This window comes from Micromonospora sp. C28ISP2-4, from assembly GCF_030519385.1.
GTDB classification, from domain to species: Bacteria; Actinomycetota; Actinomycetes; order Mycobacteriales; family Micromonosporaceae; genus Micromonospora; species Micromonospora tulbaghiae.
The window spans coordinates 26,720-43,230 of the sequence record NZ_JAUMKG010000008.1 but is presented as its reverse complement, the minus strand read 5'-3'; the positions used below and the strand labels follow the sequence as shown (position 1 = coordinate 43,230).

General features: G+C 69.6%; 21 protein-coding genes and 1 tRNA gene. 18 read left to right on the top strand and 4 right to left on the bottom strand.

Annotated elements, in window-relative coordinates; translation table 11 throughout:
• Positions 1-9: 9 nt before the first annotated feature.
• Positions 10-600 (top strand): hypothetical protein, encoded by a 591-nt coding sequence (locus Q3W68_RS28370; RefSeq protein WP_368045770.1) that lies wholly within the window; start codon positions 10-12, stop codon positions 598-600.
• On the opposite strand, the gene Q3W68_RS26190 is transcribed toward Q3W68_RS28370, so the two are convergent.
• The 3 genes from Q3W68_RS26190 to Q3W68_RS26180 form a co-directional block, all read right to left on the bottom strand.
• Positions 511-1,764, bottom strand: a complete 1,254-nt coding sequence (locus tag Q3W68_RS26190; RefSeq protein ID WP_302907983.1) for a DNA cytosine methyltransferase — start codon at positions 1,762-1,764, stop codon at positions 511-513. The genes Q3W68_RS28370 and Q3W68_RS26190 overlap by 90 nt on opposite strands.
• 146 nt (positions 1,765-1,910) lie before the next feature.
• Positions 1,911-2,612: an HAD family hydrolase gene (locus Q3W68_RS26185; RefSeq protein ID WP_302907982.1), complete on the bottom strand. Its 702-nt coding sequence runs from the start codon at positions 2,610-2,612 to the stop codon at positions 1,911-1,913.
• Positions 2,609-3,475, bottom strand: a complete 867-nt coding sequence (locus Q3W68_RS26180; RefSeq protein ID WP_302907981.1) for a GntR family transcriptional regulator — start codon at positions 3,473-3,475, stop codon at positions 2,609-2,611. Before Q3W68_RS26180 ends, Q3W68_RS26185 begins: the two co-directional genes overlap by 4 nt.
• Before the next feature lie 399 nt (positions 3,476-3,874).
• Between Q3W68_RS26180 and Q3W68_RS26175 the strand changes: the two genes are divergently transcribed.
• From Q3W68_RS26175 to Q3W68_RS26110, 14 genes are all read left to right on the top strand, one after another.
• Positions 3,875-4,120, top strand: a complete 246-nt coding sequence (locus tag Q3W68_RS26175; protein ID WP_302907980.1) for a DUF6284 family protein — start codon at positions 3,875-3,877, stop codon at positions 4,118-4,120.
• Positions 4,120-4,494, top strand: a complete 375-nt coding sequence (locus tag Q3W68_RS26170; RefSeq protein WP_302907979.1) for an RRQRL motif-containing zinc-binding protein — start codon at positions 4,120-4,122, stop codon at positions 4,492-4,494. Before Q3W68_RS26175 ends, Q3W68_RS26170 begins: the two co-directional genes overlap by 1 nt.
• The gene (locus Q3W68_RS26165) at positions 4,491-5,282 is read left to right on the top strand and encodes an ABC transporter permease (RefSeq protein ID WP_302907978.1); all 792 of its coding nucleotides are present in this window, start codon (positions 4,491-4,493) and stop codon (positions 5,280-5,282) included. The genes Q3W68_RS26170 and Q3W68_RS26165 overlap by 4 nt, the downstream gene beginning before the upstream one ends.
• Before the next feature lie 91 nt (positions 5,283-5,373).
• A complete protein-coding gene (locus tag Q3W68_RS26160) occupies positions 5,374-5,703 on the top strand; it encodes a hypothetical protein (RefSeq protein WP_302907977.1) in 330 nt (109 codons plus the stop codon).
• On the top strand, positions 5,700-5,885 hold the full coding sequence (locus Q3W68_RS26155; RefSeq protein ID WP_302907976.1) for a hypothetical protein: 186 nt from the start codon (positions 5,700-5,702) through the stop codon (positions 5,883-5,885). Before Q3W68_RS26160 ends, Q3W68_RS26155 begins: the two co-directional genes overlap by 4 nt.
• On the top strand, positions 5,878-8,124 hold the full coding sequence (locus tag Q3W68_RS26150) for a cell division protein FtsK (RefSeq protein ID WP_302907975.1): 2,247 nt from the start codon (positions 5,878-5,880) through the stop codon (positions 8,122-8,124). The genes Q3W68_RS26155 and Q3W68_RS26150 overlap by 8 nt, the downstream gene beginning before the upstream one ends.
• A gap of 101 nt (positions 8,125-8,225) precedes the next feature.
• Positions 8,226-8,468: a hypothetical protein gene (locus Q3W68_RS26145; RefSeq protein ID WP_302907974.1), complete on the top strand. Its 243-nt coding sequence runs from the start codon at positions 8,226-8,228 to the stop codon at positions 8,466-8,468.
• The gene (locus tag Q3W68_RS26140) at positions 8,465-8,761 is read left to right on the top strand and encodes a hypothetical protein (RefSeq protein ID WP_302907973.1); all 297 of its coding nucleotides are present in this window, start codon (positions 8,465-8,467) and stop codon (positions 8,759-8,761) included. Before Q3W68_RS26145 ends, Q3W68_RS26140 begins: the two co-directional genes overlap by 4 nt.
• A complete protein-coding gene (locus Q3W68_RS26135; protein ID WP_302907972.1) occupies positions 8,758-9,060 on the top strand; it encodes a hypothetical protein in 303 nt (100 codons plus the stop codon). The genes Q3W68_RS26140 and Q3W68_RS26135 overlap by 4 nt, the downstream gene beginning before the upstream one ends.
• A gap of 38 nt (positions 9,061-9,098) precedes the next feature.
• Positions 9,099-10,091 (top strand): bifunctional DNA primase/polymerase, encoded by a 993-nt coding sequence (locus tag Q3W68_RS26130; RefSeq protein WP_302907971.1) that lies wholly within the window; start codon positions 9,099-9,101, stop codon positions 10,089-10,091.
• Positions 10,088-10,828, top strand: a complete 741-nt coding sequence (locus Q3W68_RS26125; protein WP_302907970.1) for a DNA cytosine methyltransferase — start codon at positions 10,088-10,090, stop codon at positions 10,826-10,828. The genes Q3W68_RS26130 and Q3W68_RS26125 overlap by 4 nt, the downstream gene beginning before the upstream one ends.
• 4 nt (positions 10,829-10,832) lie before the next feature.
• A complete protein-coding gene (locus Q3W68_RS26120) occupies positions 10,833-12,401 on the top strand; it encodes a hypothetical protein (protein ID WP_302907969.1) in 1,569 nt (522 codons plus the stop codon).
• Positions 12,402-12,881: 480 nt separating this feature from the next.
• Positions 12,882-13,091: a helix-turn-helix domain-containing protein gene (locus tag Q3W68_RS26115; protein ID WP_302907968.1), complete on the top strand. Its 210-nt coding sequence runs from the start codon at positions 12,882-12,884 to the stop codon at positions 13,089-13,091.
• 16 nt (positions 13,092-13,107) lie between these two features.
• Entirely contained in the window at positions 13,108-14,337 is a 1,230-nt protein-coding gene (locus Q3W68_RS26110; RefSeq protein ID WP_302907967.1) for a tyrosine-type recombinase/integrase, read from the top strand.
• Between the two features lie 86 nt (positions 14,338-14,423).
• Here the strand turns inward: Q3W68_RS26110 and Q3W68_RS26105 are convergent.
• Positions 14,424-14,510: transfer RNA gene (locus tag Q3W68_RS26105), tRNA-Ser, on the bottom strand.
• A 75-nt stretch (positions 14,511-14,585) separates the two neighbouring features.
• Between Q3W68_RS26105 and deoD the strand changes: the two genes are divergently transcribed.
• From deoD to Q3W68_RS26090, 3 genes are all read left to right on the top strand, one after another.
• A complete protein-coding gene (gene deoD / locus Q3W68_RS26100) occupies positions 14,586-15,293 on the top strand; it encodes a purine-nucleoside phosphorylase (protein ID WP_047891806.1) in 708 nt (235 codons plus the stop codon).
• Positions 15,294-15,404: 111 nt separating this feature from the next.
• Positions 15,405-16,043, top strand: coding sequence for a TetR/AcrR family transcriptional regulator (locus tag Q3W68_RS26095; protein WP_302907966.1), 639 nt, complete (start codon positions 15,405-15,407; stop codon positions 16,041-16,043).
• On the top strand, positions 16,040-16,507 hold the full coding sequence (locus tag Q3W68_RS26090; protein WP_302907965.1) for a thioesterase family protein: 468 nt from the start codon (positions 16,040-16,042) through the stop codon (positions 16,505-16,507). The genes Q3W68_RS26095 and Q3W68_RS26090 overlap by 4 nt, the downstream gene beginning before the upstream one ends.
• Positions 16,508-16,511 lie beyond the last annotated feature (4 nt).

Here is a 16,511-nt window from a genome sequence, read left to right as displayed (position 1 = left end):
TTGGATTACGTGGCCTTCGCCAACTCGACGACCGCAGACGGTGGCGTCGACCTTATTGCCATCGAGTCGCAAGCTATCGATCTCAGGGGTGGCGGCGTCGGTCCAGCTTGGCGCGCCTTTGAGGATGGCAGACCCGAGATGTGGCGCAAATACTTCACCGACGAAGCTGAGGCCAGGGGGCGCGATGACAAGGTGGCCTACGGCATCAATATGAGCAACGTCCACAAGAGGCTCGGTACGCAGGTGGCCCTGAAGGGAGAATACCTACGAGAGGTCGGGGTTCCCCTCTATGTTGTGACTCAAAACGTCATCCTGGAGCAGCTTCGCAGCCGAGTAAAATTCCCGCCAATCGGCAATGGCGAAGCCTGGGACATTACTTTCGTCGGCTTTGATTACCTGCAACCAGCTGGACCAGATGGCCGCTTGCCACTCAGTCTGGTTGAGGTGGTTAGAACGACGCTAGCCGACTACCAGGAAGCACTGACCTCTAGTGGAGTCGCTGCAACTTTCCTACGAGGAGACCTGATCGAGAAGGTCAAAAGGAAGGCACTGGGCGGCAGTATCGGGTATCCGCAAATACCGCTTGGCGGACTTGGGTAGAACAAACGTGGCCGTCTGTGCCAGTGCCGCGGCCACCTCCTCGCCGATAGCCTGAGCAAGCTGAACAGGGACAGCGTTTCCTACTTGCTCATACTGACTAGTCCTCGTTCCCGAGAAAATGAACGAGTCGGGGAAACCCTGCAGCCGGGCTGCTTCCCGGATGGTGAGGGTGCGATCCTGGGAGGGGTGCGTGTATTCGCCGGTCTTGGGGTCGCGGAATCGGGTAATGACCGACCTAGGGATTCCTTCCCAGGTCATCCTGCGGTACCGCCTAGTGTGATCCTTCCGAAGTGCACGCTGCATGGATGGCGGCAGCAGTTCTTTCGGGAGGTCCCGCCAGTCCTGGCCAGGTGCAAGCGCCCGCAGGCGGGCTAGGTTGACTGGCGAGAGGCCAGCTGCATAGTGGTTGAACAGCTCCGAACGGAGCCCTGCCCGCATCTGGCGCTGGTACTCGGTGGATGGTGGTCCTACATAGGTGCTGACGCATTCTCCGGCAGCTACAGGTGGCAGGTCACCAAGGGCCTCGCGGGTGTTCACAAAGTCGGCCTCATCGGCAGGAGGCACGGTAAGGTTCGCCGGCAGCTCCCCGATTCCTCTTCTGCCTCTGCGCGGCGCTGGGAAGCCGAGCCCGGCCTGCAAGCCTAGATCCTTCCGAAAGCCAACGAATACCATCCGTCGGCGCATCTGTGGCGTTCCGTACTGGGCGGCGAGAAGCTCGGCGTAGTCGACGTCGTAGCCGAGTTCCGCATAGCCTTCTAAGATGTGCGACAGGTAGGCGCCCTTGGCGAGCGTAGTCAGCCCGGGCACGTTCTCAATTACGAGTGCCTTCGGGCGAGCTGCTCGGGCGAGCCGGAACATCTCCCTGAATAGGTCATTCCGTGGGTCATGGTTCACGCGACTACCGATGATGGAAAACCCCTGACAAGGAGGTCCACCAACGAGAAGGTCCAACTCGCCCGAGAGCAATCCAGTGCGGTCCAGGAGCCAATTGTCGGGCCAGTCCCGGATGTCTCCCACCTCGAATAATGTGCTTGGCATGTTCGACGCATGGGTGGTGCTGTACTCAGGATGAACGTCAGATGCCAGCAAGACCTTGTAGCCAGCCCGTGTCAAGCCAAGACTGATGCCGCCGGCGCCGGAGAAGAGGTCTACTGCTGTCAGCACCGCTCTATGATGCCAGACGTGGCAAGCTCTGGGTTCGCGCCACGTCGCGGTGACGCAATGTAACCGACGGTCCCATGGCACTAGTTACACAGCAACCTGGGAGGCTATCGCTTAAGGTGACTTCCTAATGACGCTATGAGATGTCACTAGGTTGGATCACCGCTCTTTTTCATCAAGGCTTCTGCAAGTGTGCTCATGCTGGTGATCACCGCGTCCGCCCCGGCGGTTCGAAATAACCCGATCTTGTACCCCCGATTCGCGTATCCAATTACCCTGATCCCCGCCGCCTGTGCGCCCTCGATGTCCGACTCGGAATCACCGATTAAGACACAGCGTTCCGGCGACTGACCGAGGGCGCGAACAGCTTTCAGGATCGGTTCCGGATTCGGCTTCATTCTCGCCGGCTCGGCGTACGCCCTGCCGATCACCGGGCACACGTAGCCAGCAACTCGGTGGGCCACTAAATAGGCAGTCACCGCCTCGGCCGAGTTATTGCTGACTACCGCCACGGGCAGCCCCGCCTGCCGCGCTGCCACGATGACCTCTCGGCCGAACGGCGTCGGCTCAGCCTTTGCCGCGGCCTGACGTTCTGCCGCACTAAGCGCATCCTCTACCGCCCGCGTGTGGCCGTGGTTGCCGGCCGCGCCGGTCCTGCGCAGCACCTCAAGTGGGTCCGATTCGCTGGCGAGGTCCGCCGGCACGTTGACGCCGCGTCGCCGCAGCAGGTCGACCAGTTCGGCGGCAATCTGCGGCGCCGGGTAGCCGGCGAAGATGCTGCACACTGGACCGTCGAAGTCGAGCAGCACAGCGCCAACCTCGCTGAGCAGGCGGCCGAGGTCGGCGGTCATCCGTCGTACCGGTAGGCGATGGTCGACCACACCGAGTCGAACCACTGGCGGGACGCCTCCACGAACTGCGTGCCGTGCGAGGCGTCATCGTCGGTCACCGCGTAGTGGAACAGCGGCACGTCCTTGCCCATCAGGTCGTAGATCGCCATGGGCTCACCCTTGATCGAGACGGTCCGCTCAACGACCGGATAGAAGCCGTAGAAGACCTCCTCGCCGTTCAGAATGTAGAGCTTGAACAGGGGAGACGCCCGGTGCATTCGCACCTCAGCCGTGGCCGACCTGATGAGGCCGAGGTCGCTCAGCTCGGCAACCTGATCGATGATGCCGTCAGCCGCCCGCCGGGTGATGCGCTCGGCACGCTCGCGTACCGCCGGGTCGTCGGCCTGTGTCTCGGACCGCGACGGCAGCGCCATCGGTACGGTCATGTCGGAGATCAGAACGCGCACCGCGATCGTCTCCGGCGCAAGCCGGCCCACACGCACCTTGTCGAGCGCTTCCGCGAGCGCGTCGCGCAACGTCTCGCCCGAGAAACCAGCGAAGTCGATCGTGACGTGGGGCCGGTCGAACGCCGCTTCGATGTGCGGGCGCAGCTCAACGGCTCGCTGTGTCTGTGCTCGGACGAACGCGCCACTGCCCTGCCGGGTCACGATCAGCCGCTCTGCCCGAAGCAGCTCCAAGGCTCGCTTGACCGTCTCCCGTGCTACGCCATAGCGGGCGGCTAGCTCGGGCTGTGAGGGCAGTTTGTCGCCCGGGGCGAGCCGGCGCGTGAGGATCGCGGCCCGCAGCTTGTTGGCGATCTGCTGCGAAGCCTGCTTGGGGTCGTCGGGATCTAGCTGACCGAGGAAGTCGAGTTTCTCGCTCACCCGCTCACGGTAGCGCTGACTAGCCAAGTTAGGAAAGCTCGCCGCGCCCTCTTGACCTGACTAGCCAAGCCGCCCTACGTTCGTGGTGTTGGACCTGGCTAGCCAGGACCGACAAGCCGAGCGGAAGCCGGGGAAGGCAGCGCATGCGCTTGCACGCCCACGGGCCGGTCGTGTGGTCGTTCATTCAGAACTTCACAGCAGAAGCGCCGCGTGGATCCGTCCGCGGCAACCCCGCCTTGAGCCACACGGTGGCCGACCCCGGTAGATCCCGGGCGAGCGGGGCGAGCGGCCGAATCTCGGCGCGCGGCTTCGGCTTCTGCCTCCCATCGCACCAAGTGCGCGACCGCCATTGGTCGCTTCTCCGTTCATCGCTCTGCATCGAGTCACCGGAGGTCTCCCGTGAGACAGCACCTCATCCCCGTCACCGCCGAGCCGGCCGCCGAAGACCTGGCGGCCATCGAGGCCGAATGGCCGCTGATCGCCGCCGAGCTGGACGTGCTCGACGCTGAAATCAGCCTGCTCTACGCCGAGGACCACGGCGGTCCGACCGCTCTGGACTGGCGGCGGCTGCGCCGGGCCGAGGCCCGGGTCACCCGCGCCGCCGCCGACCTGAACACCCGCACTGGCCCGCGCCGCGCGGCCTGATGTCCCGCATCCGCGCCGCCTACTGGGACCCGGACGGGGCGCGGTACGGCATCCCCACCTACTGGTGGCGAGGTGCCCCGCCCGGCTACGCCACCCGCCGCCAACTCCGCGCCGCCGGCCTACGGCCCGGCGGTCAGCCGGTCGCCGCTCAGGTGCTCTGGCGCGGCGTCGGCGGCACCCGCACCGCCTACCTCTACCGGATCGACCTCGCCGCACCGAAGCGCACCGCCACCCCCGCCCAACTCCGCGCCGTCCGGGCCGCCCTGACCGCCCGCCGCACCTGCCCCACCTGCCAGCAGGTCCGCGACCACTACATCCCGCGCTCGCTGGGCGAATGCCTCGCGTGCGCCTACCCGTTGGAGGACGCAGCATGACCGCCCCCACGATCAACGGCGCCCGTTACCCGCAGCCCATCGAGGCCCTGTTGCCCGCCGCCCGCGCGCTGGACCTGCCCGAGGGTGAGGCGTTCCCGTCGCGTAACCGGCTCATGCGGGAGTTCCGCATTGGTGCACCCAAGGCCGGTGAACTGCTCGCCCTGCTCAAGGCCGAGCCCGCCACCCCGCCGGCCGACACCGCCGAGCCGGACACCACGGACCCGGCCCTCACGCCGGCCGCACCCGAGCCGGTCCCGCCGGCCGCGCCGGACCCGACCCCCACGCCGGAGATCACGACCACCGAGCCGCCGACCGAGGCCAGCGCGGTCAGTCACCCGGACACGCCCACCCCGACCGCCCCGGCCCGCCGGGCGGTGGCCTGGCCGGTGGTGCTGCTGGCCCTGCCAGCGTTCGTCGCGATCTGGTCTGGCTGGGTTGGCCTCGGCGGACTCACCGGGTTCGGCATCGTGCACCCGCTCCCCGGGATCTGGGACACCTTCTCCATCAACTCCGCGATCACCCTGCCGATCGGGGTCGAGACCTACGGCGCGTACGCGCTCTACGTCTGGCTCTCCGGCCGGGTGCCTGCCCCGGCGCTGCGTTTCGCGAAGTGGTCCGCCCTCGGTTCCCTCGCCGTCGGCGCGCTTGGGCAGGTCGCCTACCACCTGCTCGTCGCCGCCGGGGTCACCTCGGCCCCCTGGTGGATCACCACCGCCGTCGCCTGCCTCCCGGTCGCGGTGCTCGGCATGGGCGCCGCCCTCGCACACCTCGTCCGCACGCACGACTAACCCTGCCCGGCGGCACGGCCCCTGGTCTGGAAACCGATGCCGTGCCGCCGGTCCCCCCATCCAGTCATCACACCCTCAGGAGAGAGCACTGATGTTGTTACCTCTGCGGGCGCTGCGGACAGCGGTAGCCCGTCTACGGACCCACCGCCCCTTCTGGCTCGGCACCCCGCTGCGGGCCACGATCGCCCCCGCCGCGAGCGGCGGCTACACCCTGCTCATCGACTACAACCAGGGCACCGAATGGGTCGAGTTGCCGACCCGCGTGCAGCCCTACGACCGGCCCGACGAGCGGGAGTTCACCGCCGCGACCGCCGCCCTCGCCGAGCGTCGGCTGATCCGCACCACGCCGTGGCAGATCGACGCGCACGGCCGGCTGTGCGCCCCGGTCGTCGTGTTCCGCCTCGGGAAGGCGACGCGGTGAGCGCCCCGAAGCGGTCCGCCGCCGCGAAGTCCTCGCCGAGTGAGGACGTGTTCAAGGGCTTCCGCACCTCACGCGGCGGCTTCACCGGCACCGCCAGGGGCAGCGGCCGGACCTGGAACGACAACGAGCACCGCCCCACCTCCCGCACCCCCGCGACCCGCAAGGAGGCCCGCCGTGGCTAGTCCCCACCCCCACGATGACGACCGTTTCGACTGGCAGGCCGCAGAGAACGACCTGACCGACCCCAACGGCCCGGACGGACCGGACGCCGAGGTGGTCGACCTGGACGCCGCCCGGACCCGCCGGCAGGCGACCACCACCCCCGACGACGACGGCGACCCGGACGACGACCTGCCGGGCGGCGGGCCGACGCTGGTCGACAGCGTGGAGGCGCAGCGCCGGCCGCGGTTCTCCCTGGCCGGGTTCCGCGACGCCGAGCGGGTACCGATCCTGCCCGAGTGGCTGCGCTCCCGGTCGGACTTCACCGGGAACGTGGCATGGGCCGGTGGCTTCGGGCTGCACGCCCTCGCCTACCACGGCCTGCGCGCCCCGAAGTACACCGTGAAACTGGCCTGGCGTGCCCCGGTTGGGGTCGGCCGGGCGGTGCGGGGCTACGGGCGGTGGCTGTTCGACCTGGAAGGCGAGCCGGTCCGGCAGTCGGTGGTCCGCGCCGCGATCGACAAGCCGGAGGAGGCCCGCACCTATCAGGGCTTGTCACGGCAGCGTGACCGGCGGGTGCGCTGGCGTGGCTTGACCGCGATCCCCGCCGTGCTGGCGCTGTTCGCCCTCGCCGGGGTGCTGCTGGCCGCGCCGGGCGCGGTGCAGCTCGCCGCCCTGGCCGTGGCGGTGGCGGTGTTCGGGTTCGTCGGCGCACCGGCCGACAAGCCGCTGCTCGACACGGCCGTGGTCCGCACCGCCGCCGCACCGCTGACCTCGGCCGAGGTGTTCCACGCCCTGGCCGCGTTGAACATCAAGGGCATCAACGACGCGATCCGCCGGGGCGACAACGGCAAGCGTTGGTTCACCGCCCCGATCACCCGGGAGAACGGCACCGGGTGGCGGGCGGAGGTGGAGCTGCCGCGCGGGGTGACCGCCTCCACGGTGGTCGACAAGCGCGAAGAGTTGGCCGCCGCGCTCACCCGCCCGCTCGGGTGCGTGTGGCCGGAGGTCAACGCCGAGGTGCACCCCGGCATGCTGACCCTGTTCGTCGCCGACAAGGACCTGTCGCGCGCCAAGCAGAACCCCTGGCCGCTGCTCAAGTCCGGCACGGTCAACCTGTTCAAGCCTTTCCCGTTCGGCACCGACCCGCGCGGCCGGGTCGTCACCCTCACCCTGATGTTCGCCTCAATGATCATCGGGTCGATCCCGCGTATGGGGAAGACGTTCGCGCTGCGCCTGGCCCTGCTCGGGGCCTGCCTGGACCCGCGTGCGTGGATCCTCGCGTTCGACCTCAAGGGCACCGGCGACCTCAGTCCGTTGGAGCCGGTCGCGCACCGCTACCGCGCCGGTGACGACGAGGAAGACATCGAGTACGGCATCGCCGCCATGCGGGAGATCCGCACCGAGATGCGGCGCCGCACGAAGGTCATCCGCGAGCTGCCGCCAGACCTGTGCCCCGAGAACAAGGTCACCGACGACCTCGCCAGCAAAAAGTCCCTCGGCCTACACCCCGTCGTGATCGGCATCGACGAGTGCCAGGTGTGGTTCGAGCACCCGAAGTACGGCGACGAGTTCGAAGAGATCTGCACCGACCTGATCAAGCGCGGCCCGGCGACCGGGATCACGCTGATCCCGGCCACCCAGCGACCCGACGACAAGAGCCTGCCCACCGGGATCAGCGCCAACGCGGTGCTGCGGTTCTGCCTCAAGGTCATGGGCTACCGCGAGAACGACATGGTGCTCGGCCAGTCGATGTTCAAAAGCGGCATCCGGGCGACGATGTTCGCCAAGCGGGACAAGGGCATCGGCTACCTCGCCGGTGAGGGCGACGACCCGACCATCACCCGCACGTTCGAGATCGACAGCCCGACCGCCAAGGCCGTCGTCACCCGGGCGCGGGCGCTGCGGGAGCGGGCCGGCAACATCACCGGCCACGCCGCCGGACACACCGTCACCACCGACGCCGTACGGCGGGACACGATCCTTGAGGACGTGCTGGCGGTCATGGGCGATGAAGACCCGAAGCTGTGGTCCACGACCATCGTCAAGCGCCTCGCCGCGTTGCGGCCCGACGTGTACGTCGGGTTCACCGCCGATCAGCTCCGCGAGGCGCTCAAGCCGCACGGGGTGAAGACCGGCCAGGTGTGGGGCACCGACCCCGACACCGCCGAGACCGGCAACCGCAAGGGCATCACCCGCGCCCACGTCGCCGACGCGCTCACCAAGCGTGACCGCGACAACGGTTCGGCCGGCCGCAAGTAGGCCGAGATTCGCCGCTAGCGGCCCATCAAAACCCTGGCCAGCGCCCTAGCACCTAGCGGCGTCGGCCCGCGCACCCTCAAACCGGCCCGTGGAGGCGTTTGATGCTGACCATCGCCGCGCTAGCTAGCCTGACCATCGTCGGTTACGCAGCGTTCTACCTGATCAAGTGCTACGCCGTGCCGTTCGGTCCCTGCCGCCGCTGCAACGGCGCCGGAGAACGACGCGGCCTCATCCTTCGGCTCAAGCGCGAGTGCCACCGCTGCGCCGGCACCGGCAAGCGGGTGCGCGTCGGCCGCCGCGTCATCGAGCGCGTCCGCGACGAGTATCGAGCCGGCACGCGATGAACCGCCGCAACCCCGACCCACACACCGACTGGTGCGCCGGAGGTCACCGCTGTGGCCTCGGCGAGCACCGCTCTGAAGAGATCGTGATCGACCTGCCCGGCCACGGGCGCGCCGTCCTCGTGCGGGTCCGCACCGCCACCGGACGGGAGCACGCCGAGGTGCGCGTGCGCGTCGCCCTGGCCGCCGCCGAGCTGCCCGCCCGCCGTCAGTTGGTCGGGTTGCTCGGCGACCTGCGCCAAGCCGTCACCCGCGCCGCCATCGCCGCCCGACCCCGACCGAGGCGAGCAGCGTGACGTCCGCACCGCGCCGCGACGGCGCATCACCCCGCGACCCGCACCTCACCGGCGGCCTCGAAGTGTGGCTCACCGGCACGCCGGCCGAGCTGGACGGCGCCACCGCCGCCCTGTCCGCCGTCGCCCGGGTAGTTCAGCACGGCACCCGCCGGCCGCTGACCGGTGCCGATGCCGGCCGTCACCGGCTCTACCTGCGCCTCACCGTCCCCGCCGCCAAGCAGCCGACCCGCGCCCCGGACACCTCGCGCGGCGCGCTGATCGATCTCGACGCCGCCCGCGCCCACCGCCGCCCCGCCTGAGAGCCGGCCCTCGGCCCGACCCTGGACAGGAGTTCCCTATGTCTGACCTGCTCGCCGCCGCGCTCGCCCACGCCGCGCGCGGCTGGCACGTCTTCCCGCTGCGTCCCGACGACAAGCGACCCGCTTTTCCTGACCACACCGCCGACGACTGCGCCGGCCGCGACCCGCGCTGCCGAGCGGGGCACGTCGGATGGGAGCAGCGCGCCACCACCGACTCGGACCGCATCCGCCGCGCGTGGTCGACCCGCCCTTACGGCGTCGGCATCGCGTGCGGCCCGTCCGGGCTGGTGGTGGTCGACCTGGACGTGCCCAAGCACCCCGACGACAGCCCACCGGCGCAGTGGGCAGGGGCGTGCGACGGGTGGGACGTGTTCGCCACCCTCGCCGCCCGCCACGGCACTCCCATCGACTCGTTCGACGGCTTCGGCCCGGACGCCGGCCCCCGCACCGGCATCGACGCCACCTACACCGTGGGCACCGGCAGCGGCGGCACCCACCTCTACTACCACCACCCAACCACCGGCCCTGCCCTGCGCAACACCACCGGCGACCGGGGCGGCCTCGGATGGAAGGTCGACACCCGCGCCCACGGCGGCTACGTCGTCGCCGCCGGCTCAACGGTCGCCGGCCGTCCCTACGCGGTCTCCTTGGACGTCGACCCCGCGCCGCTGCCCGCGTGGCTGGCCGGGCTGCTCGCCCCTGCCGCGCGACCGGCCCGGCGGGCAGCCGCGGTGAGCCTGCTGGCCGACCGGCACGGCCGGTACGTGGCGGTCGCGATCCGCCGCCAGGTCGCTCACTTGGCCGCCGCCCCGGACGGGCAGCGCAACCACGCCCTGTTCACCTCCGCCGTGGCGCTCGGCCAGCTCGCCGCCGGGGGCGCGCTCACCGACGACGCCGTGACCGCCGTCCTGGAACCGGTCGCCCTGTCCATCGGGCTGCGGCCCGGCGAAGTGGCTCGCACGATCGCCTCCGGGCTGCGGGTGGGCGCACGGCAGCCCCGTTACCTGACCGGCGTGGGGAGGGTGGCATGAGCGGTGCCGTGTTGAACGTGGTGGAGCTGTTCGCTGGTATCGGTGGGCTGTCGCTGGGGTTACAGCGGGCGGGGATGCGGATCGTCGGGCACGTCGAGATCAACCCGTTCTGTCGAGCCGTCCTACGCAAGCACTGGCCGGAGGTGCCCTGCCATGACGACGTACGCACTGCCGCCGCCTGGTGGAACTCCCGCCCCCGCCCCTGCGTCGATGTCGTCGCCGGCGGCTACCCCTGCCAGGGCGAATCCCTCGCTGGACACCGGCGAGGCGAGGAGGACCCACGGTGGTTGTGGCCCGCGATGGCCGACGTCGTCCACGCACTGCGACCCCGCTACGTCATCGGGGAGAACGTCCTCGGCCACCGCACCCGAGGACTCTCCCGAGTTCTGGCCGACCTGGCGGACCTCGGCTACACCGCCCGCGCCGGCGTTGTCCGAGCTTGCGAGATGGGCGCCCCACACCCACGAGCCCGCCTGTTCGTCCTGGCCCACACCCAAAGCAGCCGACGCCCGCCGAGGTGCCTTGAGCCCGGCTGGGCTGGCCCGACGCCGCGCGACCAAGAAGACCGGCGTGAACATTCCGGACCTGATCGGTGGGCGGCCGAACCCGGAGTGGATCGAGTGGCTTATGGGCTTCCCGACCGGGTGGACCGCCTTACCGCCCTCGGCAACGCCGTCGTCCCCGCCGTCGCCGAACACATCGGCCGCATCATCCTCGACCACCACGAAGGCAGGTGACCGGATGACCCACACCAGCACCCGCCTGCAGATCGGCACCGGCCCGGAAACCATCCGCACCCTCAAAGCCGCCCTCACCGACGGACTCCTTCCCGACACCTACGTGTCCGCCGGATCGCTGGTGCACATGGAAGCCGTCTCCGGCGGCCTCGCCACCGCCGCCGACGAGGATTCGCCGCTGCCGGTGTCGGCCAGCGTGGTCACGCCGGCCGGGCTGGCGGGGCTGCTCGCCGAGCACGCCTACGTCTACCGGCTCAAGACCCGCAAGAGCGACACCGGCAACCCGGAGATGTTCGAAGAGGAAGTCACCCCACCCCGCGACACCCTCGCCTCGGTGCTGGCCGGGAAGACGTGGCAAGGTGTGGCGCCGCTGCGCGGCATCATCGGCGCACCCGTCCTGCGCCGCGACGGCACCCTGTTGCAGCAAACCGGCTACGACCCCGCGACCGGCCTCTATCTGGCCTCCAAAGTCGCCCTGCCGCCTGTGCCGGACGAGCCCACCGCGGAGCAGGTGGCCGAGGCCCGCACGTTCCTGCTCGGCCGGTTCCTGCGCGACTTCCCGTGGGCGTCGGCGGCAGATCGGGCGAACTACGTGGCGCTGCTGGCCACGCCGATCCTGCGGCACTTCACCCGCTCGCTGACGCCGTTCGCGCTGATCGACGCGACCATGCCGTCATCTGGCAAAACGATTCTGACCGCCGGCCCCGGGATGCTCTACGGGCAACGCGTAATGACCTGGGCGTACTCGGATGAAGAGCTGCGCAAGTCCATCACCGCCGTGCTGGCCGAGCAGGTCGGCGTGGTCATCTGGGACAACCTCGCCGAGGGCAGCGTCATCGACTCCGCCGTGCTCGCCCAACTCGTCACCAGCGGCGTCTGGTCCGACCGGCAACTCGGCGCATCGCGGAACATCGCCACCGTCAACGACCGACTGTGGATGGCCACCGGCAACAACCTGCAAGTCGGCGGAGACATGGCCTCTCGCACCGTCCGCGTGCACCTCGACCCGGACATGCCCCGCCCCGAACTACGCGACCAAACCGGGTTCGGTATCCCGCACCTCGACCAGTGGATCACCGACCCGACCAACCAACTCACCGTCCTGTGGCACCTCCTGGTCCTCGTCCTCGACTGGACCCGCCAAGGAGCACCGAAGGTGTCCGGCCTGTCGATGCGGCAGTTCACCCCGTGGGCGCAAGCCCTCGGCGGCTTCCTGCACCACCACGGCATCGACGGATTCCTCACCAACGCCGCCGACATCCGAGAGATCGACGAAGACGAAACGCGCTGGCGCGCGTTCCTCACCACCTGGCACGACCGCCACGGCGGCCGAGCAGTCACCGCCGCCGACCTCCGGCGCGACGCCGAGCCCGTGCAGCTCGGCAGCGACGTCCACGACCCATGGGACGGGCAGTTCATCACCACCCACAACGGCCGCCTACCCAACCCGCTGCAACTCGGCCGCATGCTCACCGGACAGGCCGGACGCTGGCGCGGCAACCACGTCATCCGCGCCGGCCGCAACGACCGAGGCGACCGCGCCGTCTTCTGGGTCGAACACCACGACGGTTGAAAACCGCTGAACCATCTCCGCATCTCCGCAACGCCGCACCAACCCGCCACCACCAGCGGAAACACCCTGCGGAGATCAGAGCATCAGGAACCATCGATCTCCGTATCTCCGCAACCTGCTGCGGAGGTGAACCCCGATTGCGGAGATGACCGGTCGACGGACCTCCGCATCTCCGCAAGCATTCGCCCAGCTCACGCCCATGTTTGCGGAGATGCGGAGATGCGGAGATGGTTCAGCCCCTCCCACAACGACCGCCGACCACCGCGACCAACCCGCGTGGACCGACCCGCTGAGAACCCCTTAGCCGAACCGGCCCATGCCATCACCCCGGCCCATCCGAAATCTTGGCCCCACGGCCCTCACGGCAGGCCGCTCCAACGGTCACCGTCGATGCGCTCGCCGCATCCAGCAACTGACCCTCGCCCGACGAGAACGCCCACCACGAGCGCTCTCAACCCACCGGAACCACGGGGAGAAACCGTGCCCACGCCAGAAACCCGCGTCGTCCTGACCATCGAAGAAGCCGCCCAACGACTCGGCATCGGCCGCACCACCATGTACGCCCTCATCAAGACCGGCCAGATCCGCACCGTCACCATCGGCCGCCTCCGCCGCGTCCCCACCTTCTGCCTCGACGAGTACGTGCAGAGCCTGCTCGCCGAACCAACCCACCTCGACCACGCCGCCTGACGAAAGGATCCAGCCAATGGGGCGCAAACCCAACGGGGCATCGAGCGTCTACCTCGGCGCCGACGGTTCATGGCATGGCCGGGTCACCGTCGGGGTGAAGGACGACGGATCGCCTGACCGCCGGCACGTCCGCGGGAAGACCGAAGCTGCCGTCATCAGGAAGGTGCGGCTTCTTGAGCGAGAGCGGGACAGTGGCACGGTCCGCAAGGCGGGCCAGCGCTGGACGGTGAAGACCTGGCTCACTCACTGGGTCGAAAACATCGCTGCCCCGGCCGTGCGAGAGAACACCCTCGCTGGCTACCGCGTGGCCGTCTACCGGCACCTCATCCCCGGTCTCGGCGCCCACCGAATCGAGCGCCTGGAGCCCGAGCACCTGGAGCGCTTCTACCGCCGAATGCAGGAGGCCGGTAGGGCTCCGGCTACCGCCCACCAAGCACACCGCACAATCCGCACCGCGCTCAACGAGGCCGTACGCCGAGGACACCTCGCCAAGAACCCTGCCACCCTCGCCAAGGCACCTCGCCTGCCAGAAAGCGAGATCGAGCCGTACACGGTCACCGAGGTGCAGCGGCTCATGGCCGCCACCCGCGGCCGGCGCAACAATGCGCGGTGGGCGGTCGCGCTCGCCCTCGGTCTACGTCAAGGGGAAGCGCTCGGCCTGCGGTGGTCAGATGTGGACCTCGATGCCGGGACGCTGACCGTTCGGCGCGGCCGCCAGCGGCCGAGGTGGGAGCACGGGTGCCGCTCGCCGTGCGGACGGAAGCATGGCGGGCACTGCCCCGACCGTCGCCCGATACGGGCCGAAACCGCCGAGACCAAGTCTCGGGCCGGCCGACGCACCATCGGGCTCCCTGACGAGCTGGTGGCGCTGCTACGGAAGCACCGCGACGAGCAAGACCAGGAGCGTGTCACTGCCGCCCAGCTATGGGAGGACGGTGACTGGCTGTTCGCCACGCCGACCGGCGGCCCGGTCAACCCGCGCACCGACTACGACGAATGGAAGCGACTGCTCAAGCTCGCCGGGCTGCGGGACGGCCGGCTGCACGACGCCCGGCACACCGCCGCCACGGTGCTGCTGATCCTCGGCGTGGCCGAGCGGGCGGTGATGGGCATCATGGGCTGGTCAAACTCGGCGATGGCGGCCCGGTACCAACACCTCACCGCTCAGGTGCGTCGCGACATCGCCCAGCGCGTTGGAGGGCTGCTGTGGGACACCCCGACAGAGAGCCCAAAATCGACCTCTTGAGCAGCAACTGAGACCGAAACTGAGACCACAAGCGGAACGCCCGGCCGATCCTTACGGATCGACCGGGCGTTCTCGCTTGTCACGAGCGGTGGCGGCGGGATTTGAACCCGCGGAGGGCGTAAACCCTCACACGCTTTCGAGGCGTGCTCCTTAGGCCACTCGGACACGCCACCGCCGACGAGGGTACAGGACCGCCGGCTTGGACGCCGAACCGGTATCCCTCGGCCCGGCCTGGCAGGATCTTTGCCATGAGTACGCACATCGGCGCTGAGCCGGGAGAGATCGCCGAGCGGGTCCTGATGCCGGGCGACCCGCTGCGGGCCAAGTGGATCGCGGAGACCTACCTGGAGGGGGCCCGCTGCTACACGACGGTGCGCGGCATGCTGGGCTTCACCGGGAAGTGGAACGGTGTCGACGTGTCCGTCCAGGGCTCCGGCATGGGCATGCCGTCCGCCTCGATCTACGCCCACGAGCTGGTAAACGAGTACGGCGTGAAGTCGCTGATCCGGGTCGGCTCCTGCGGGGCGCTGACCGAGGATCTGCAGCTGCGGGACGTGGTGGCGGCGATCGGGTCGTCCACCGACTCGAACATGAACCGGATGCGCTTCGACGGGCTGATCGACTACGCCCCGGTGGCCGACTTCGGGCTGCTGCGTACCTCGGTCGAGGTGGCCGAGCGGCGCGGCATCAGCATGCGGGTGGGGCCGATCCTGGCGGCGGACGCCTTCTACACGGACCGGCCGGACCTGTACGACAGGCTCGCCGACTACGGCGTGCTGGCGGTGGAGATGGAGTCGGCGGCGCTCTACACGATCGCGGCGCGTTTCAAGGCCCGCGCGCTGACGATCCTGACCGTCAGCGACCACATCAAGACCGGCGAGAAGACCACGTCGCAGGAGCGCGAGCAGACGTTCGGCCAGATGGTCGAGATCGCGCTGGACACCATCATCGCCTGACCGATCGATCCTGGACCGCCCCGTCGCCGCAAGGTGGCGGGGCGGTTCCGCGTTACCCGGGTCACAAAAATAAATACGACCGGTCGTGCTTGTTTCCCTTACGCTGATCGCATGACCTCCGACGGCCGCGTCGCCCGCGGCGACCGCACCCGCACCGCGGTGCTGGACACCGCCGTGGCGCTGGCCACCGAGGTCGGGCTGCACGGTCTCTCCCTGGCCCAGCTCGCCGACCGGCTGGGGGTGAGCAAGTCCGGCCTCTTCGCGCACTGGCGCTCCAAGGAGGCGCTGCAACTCGCCACCGTCGACCGGGCGGTCGCGCAGTGGCAGGAGCGGATCGTCGCCCCCGCCCTGCACGCCCCACGGGGCGTACGCCGGCTGCGCGCGCTGCACGAGGCCCGGATCGACTTCTACGCCGCCCGCGTGCTGCCCGGCGGCTGCTTCTTCGCCAACACCGAGTTCGAGTACAACGCCCGTCCCGGCCCGGTCCGGGACCGGCTCGCCGAGGCGTTCGCCCGCTGGACCGCGCTGCTGGAACGCCTCGTCCAGGAGGCGGTGGACCTCGGCGAACTCCCCGCCGACCTGGACGTGGCGCTGCTCGCGTACGAGATCGACGCGCTGGGGATCAGCGCGGTGATGCGGTCCCGGCTGCTCGACCCGGACGCCACCTACCGGCATGCCCGCCAGGGCCTGCTGACCCGGCTGCGGGCGCTCTGCCCGGATCCGACCCTGCTACCGGAAGGCCAGTCATGAGCCACGCCACCACCGACCGGCCGGTCGCCGAGTTCGGGCACGTCGAGCACGTGCCGGTGCACTTCGACGACCTGGACGCGATGGGCATCCTGCACAACGCCCGCTACGCGGTGCTGCTGGAACGCGCCCTGACGCCCTACTGGGCCGAGCGCGGCGTCGCCTTCCGCGGCGACGTGCACGCCGCACCCGACGTGTTCCACGCGGTCCGCGAGTTCACCATCACCTATCAGGCGCCGGTCGTCGGCGTCGGCACGGTGGCTGTGCACTTCTGGCTGGAGCACTTCGGCACCAGCAGCGCCCGCTACGCCTTCGAGTTCCGCTCGACCGACGGCGCGACCGTGTACGCCACCGGCAGCCGGTCGATCGTCCGGCTGGACCCGGCCACCCTGCGCCCGACCGCGTGGACCGAGGTCGGCCGCGCGATCGCCGCGACGCTGCTCCGCCCCGCCCCGACGACCGCCTGAGCCC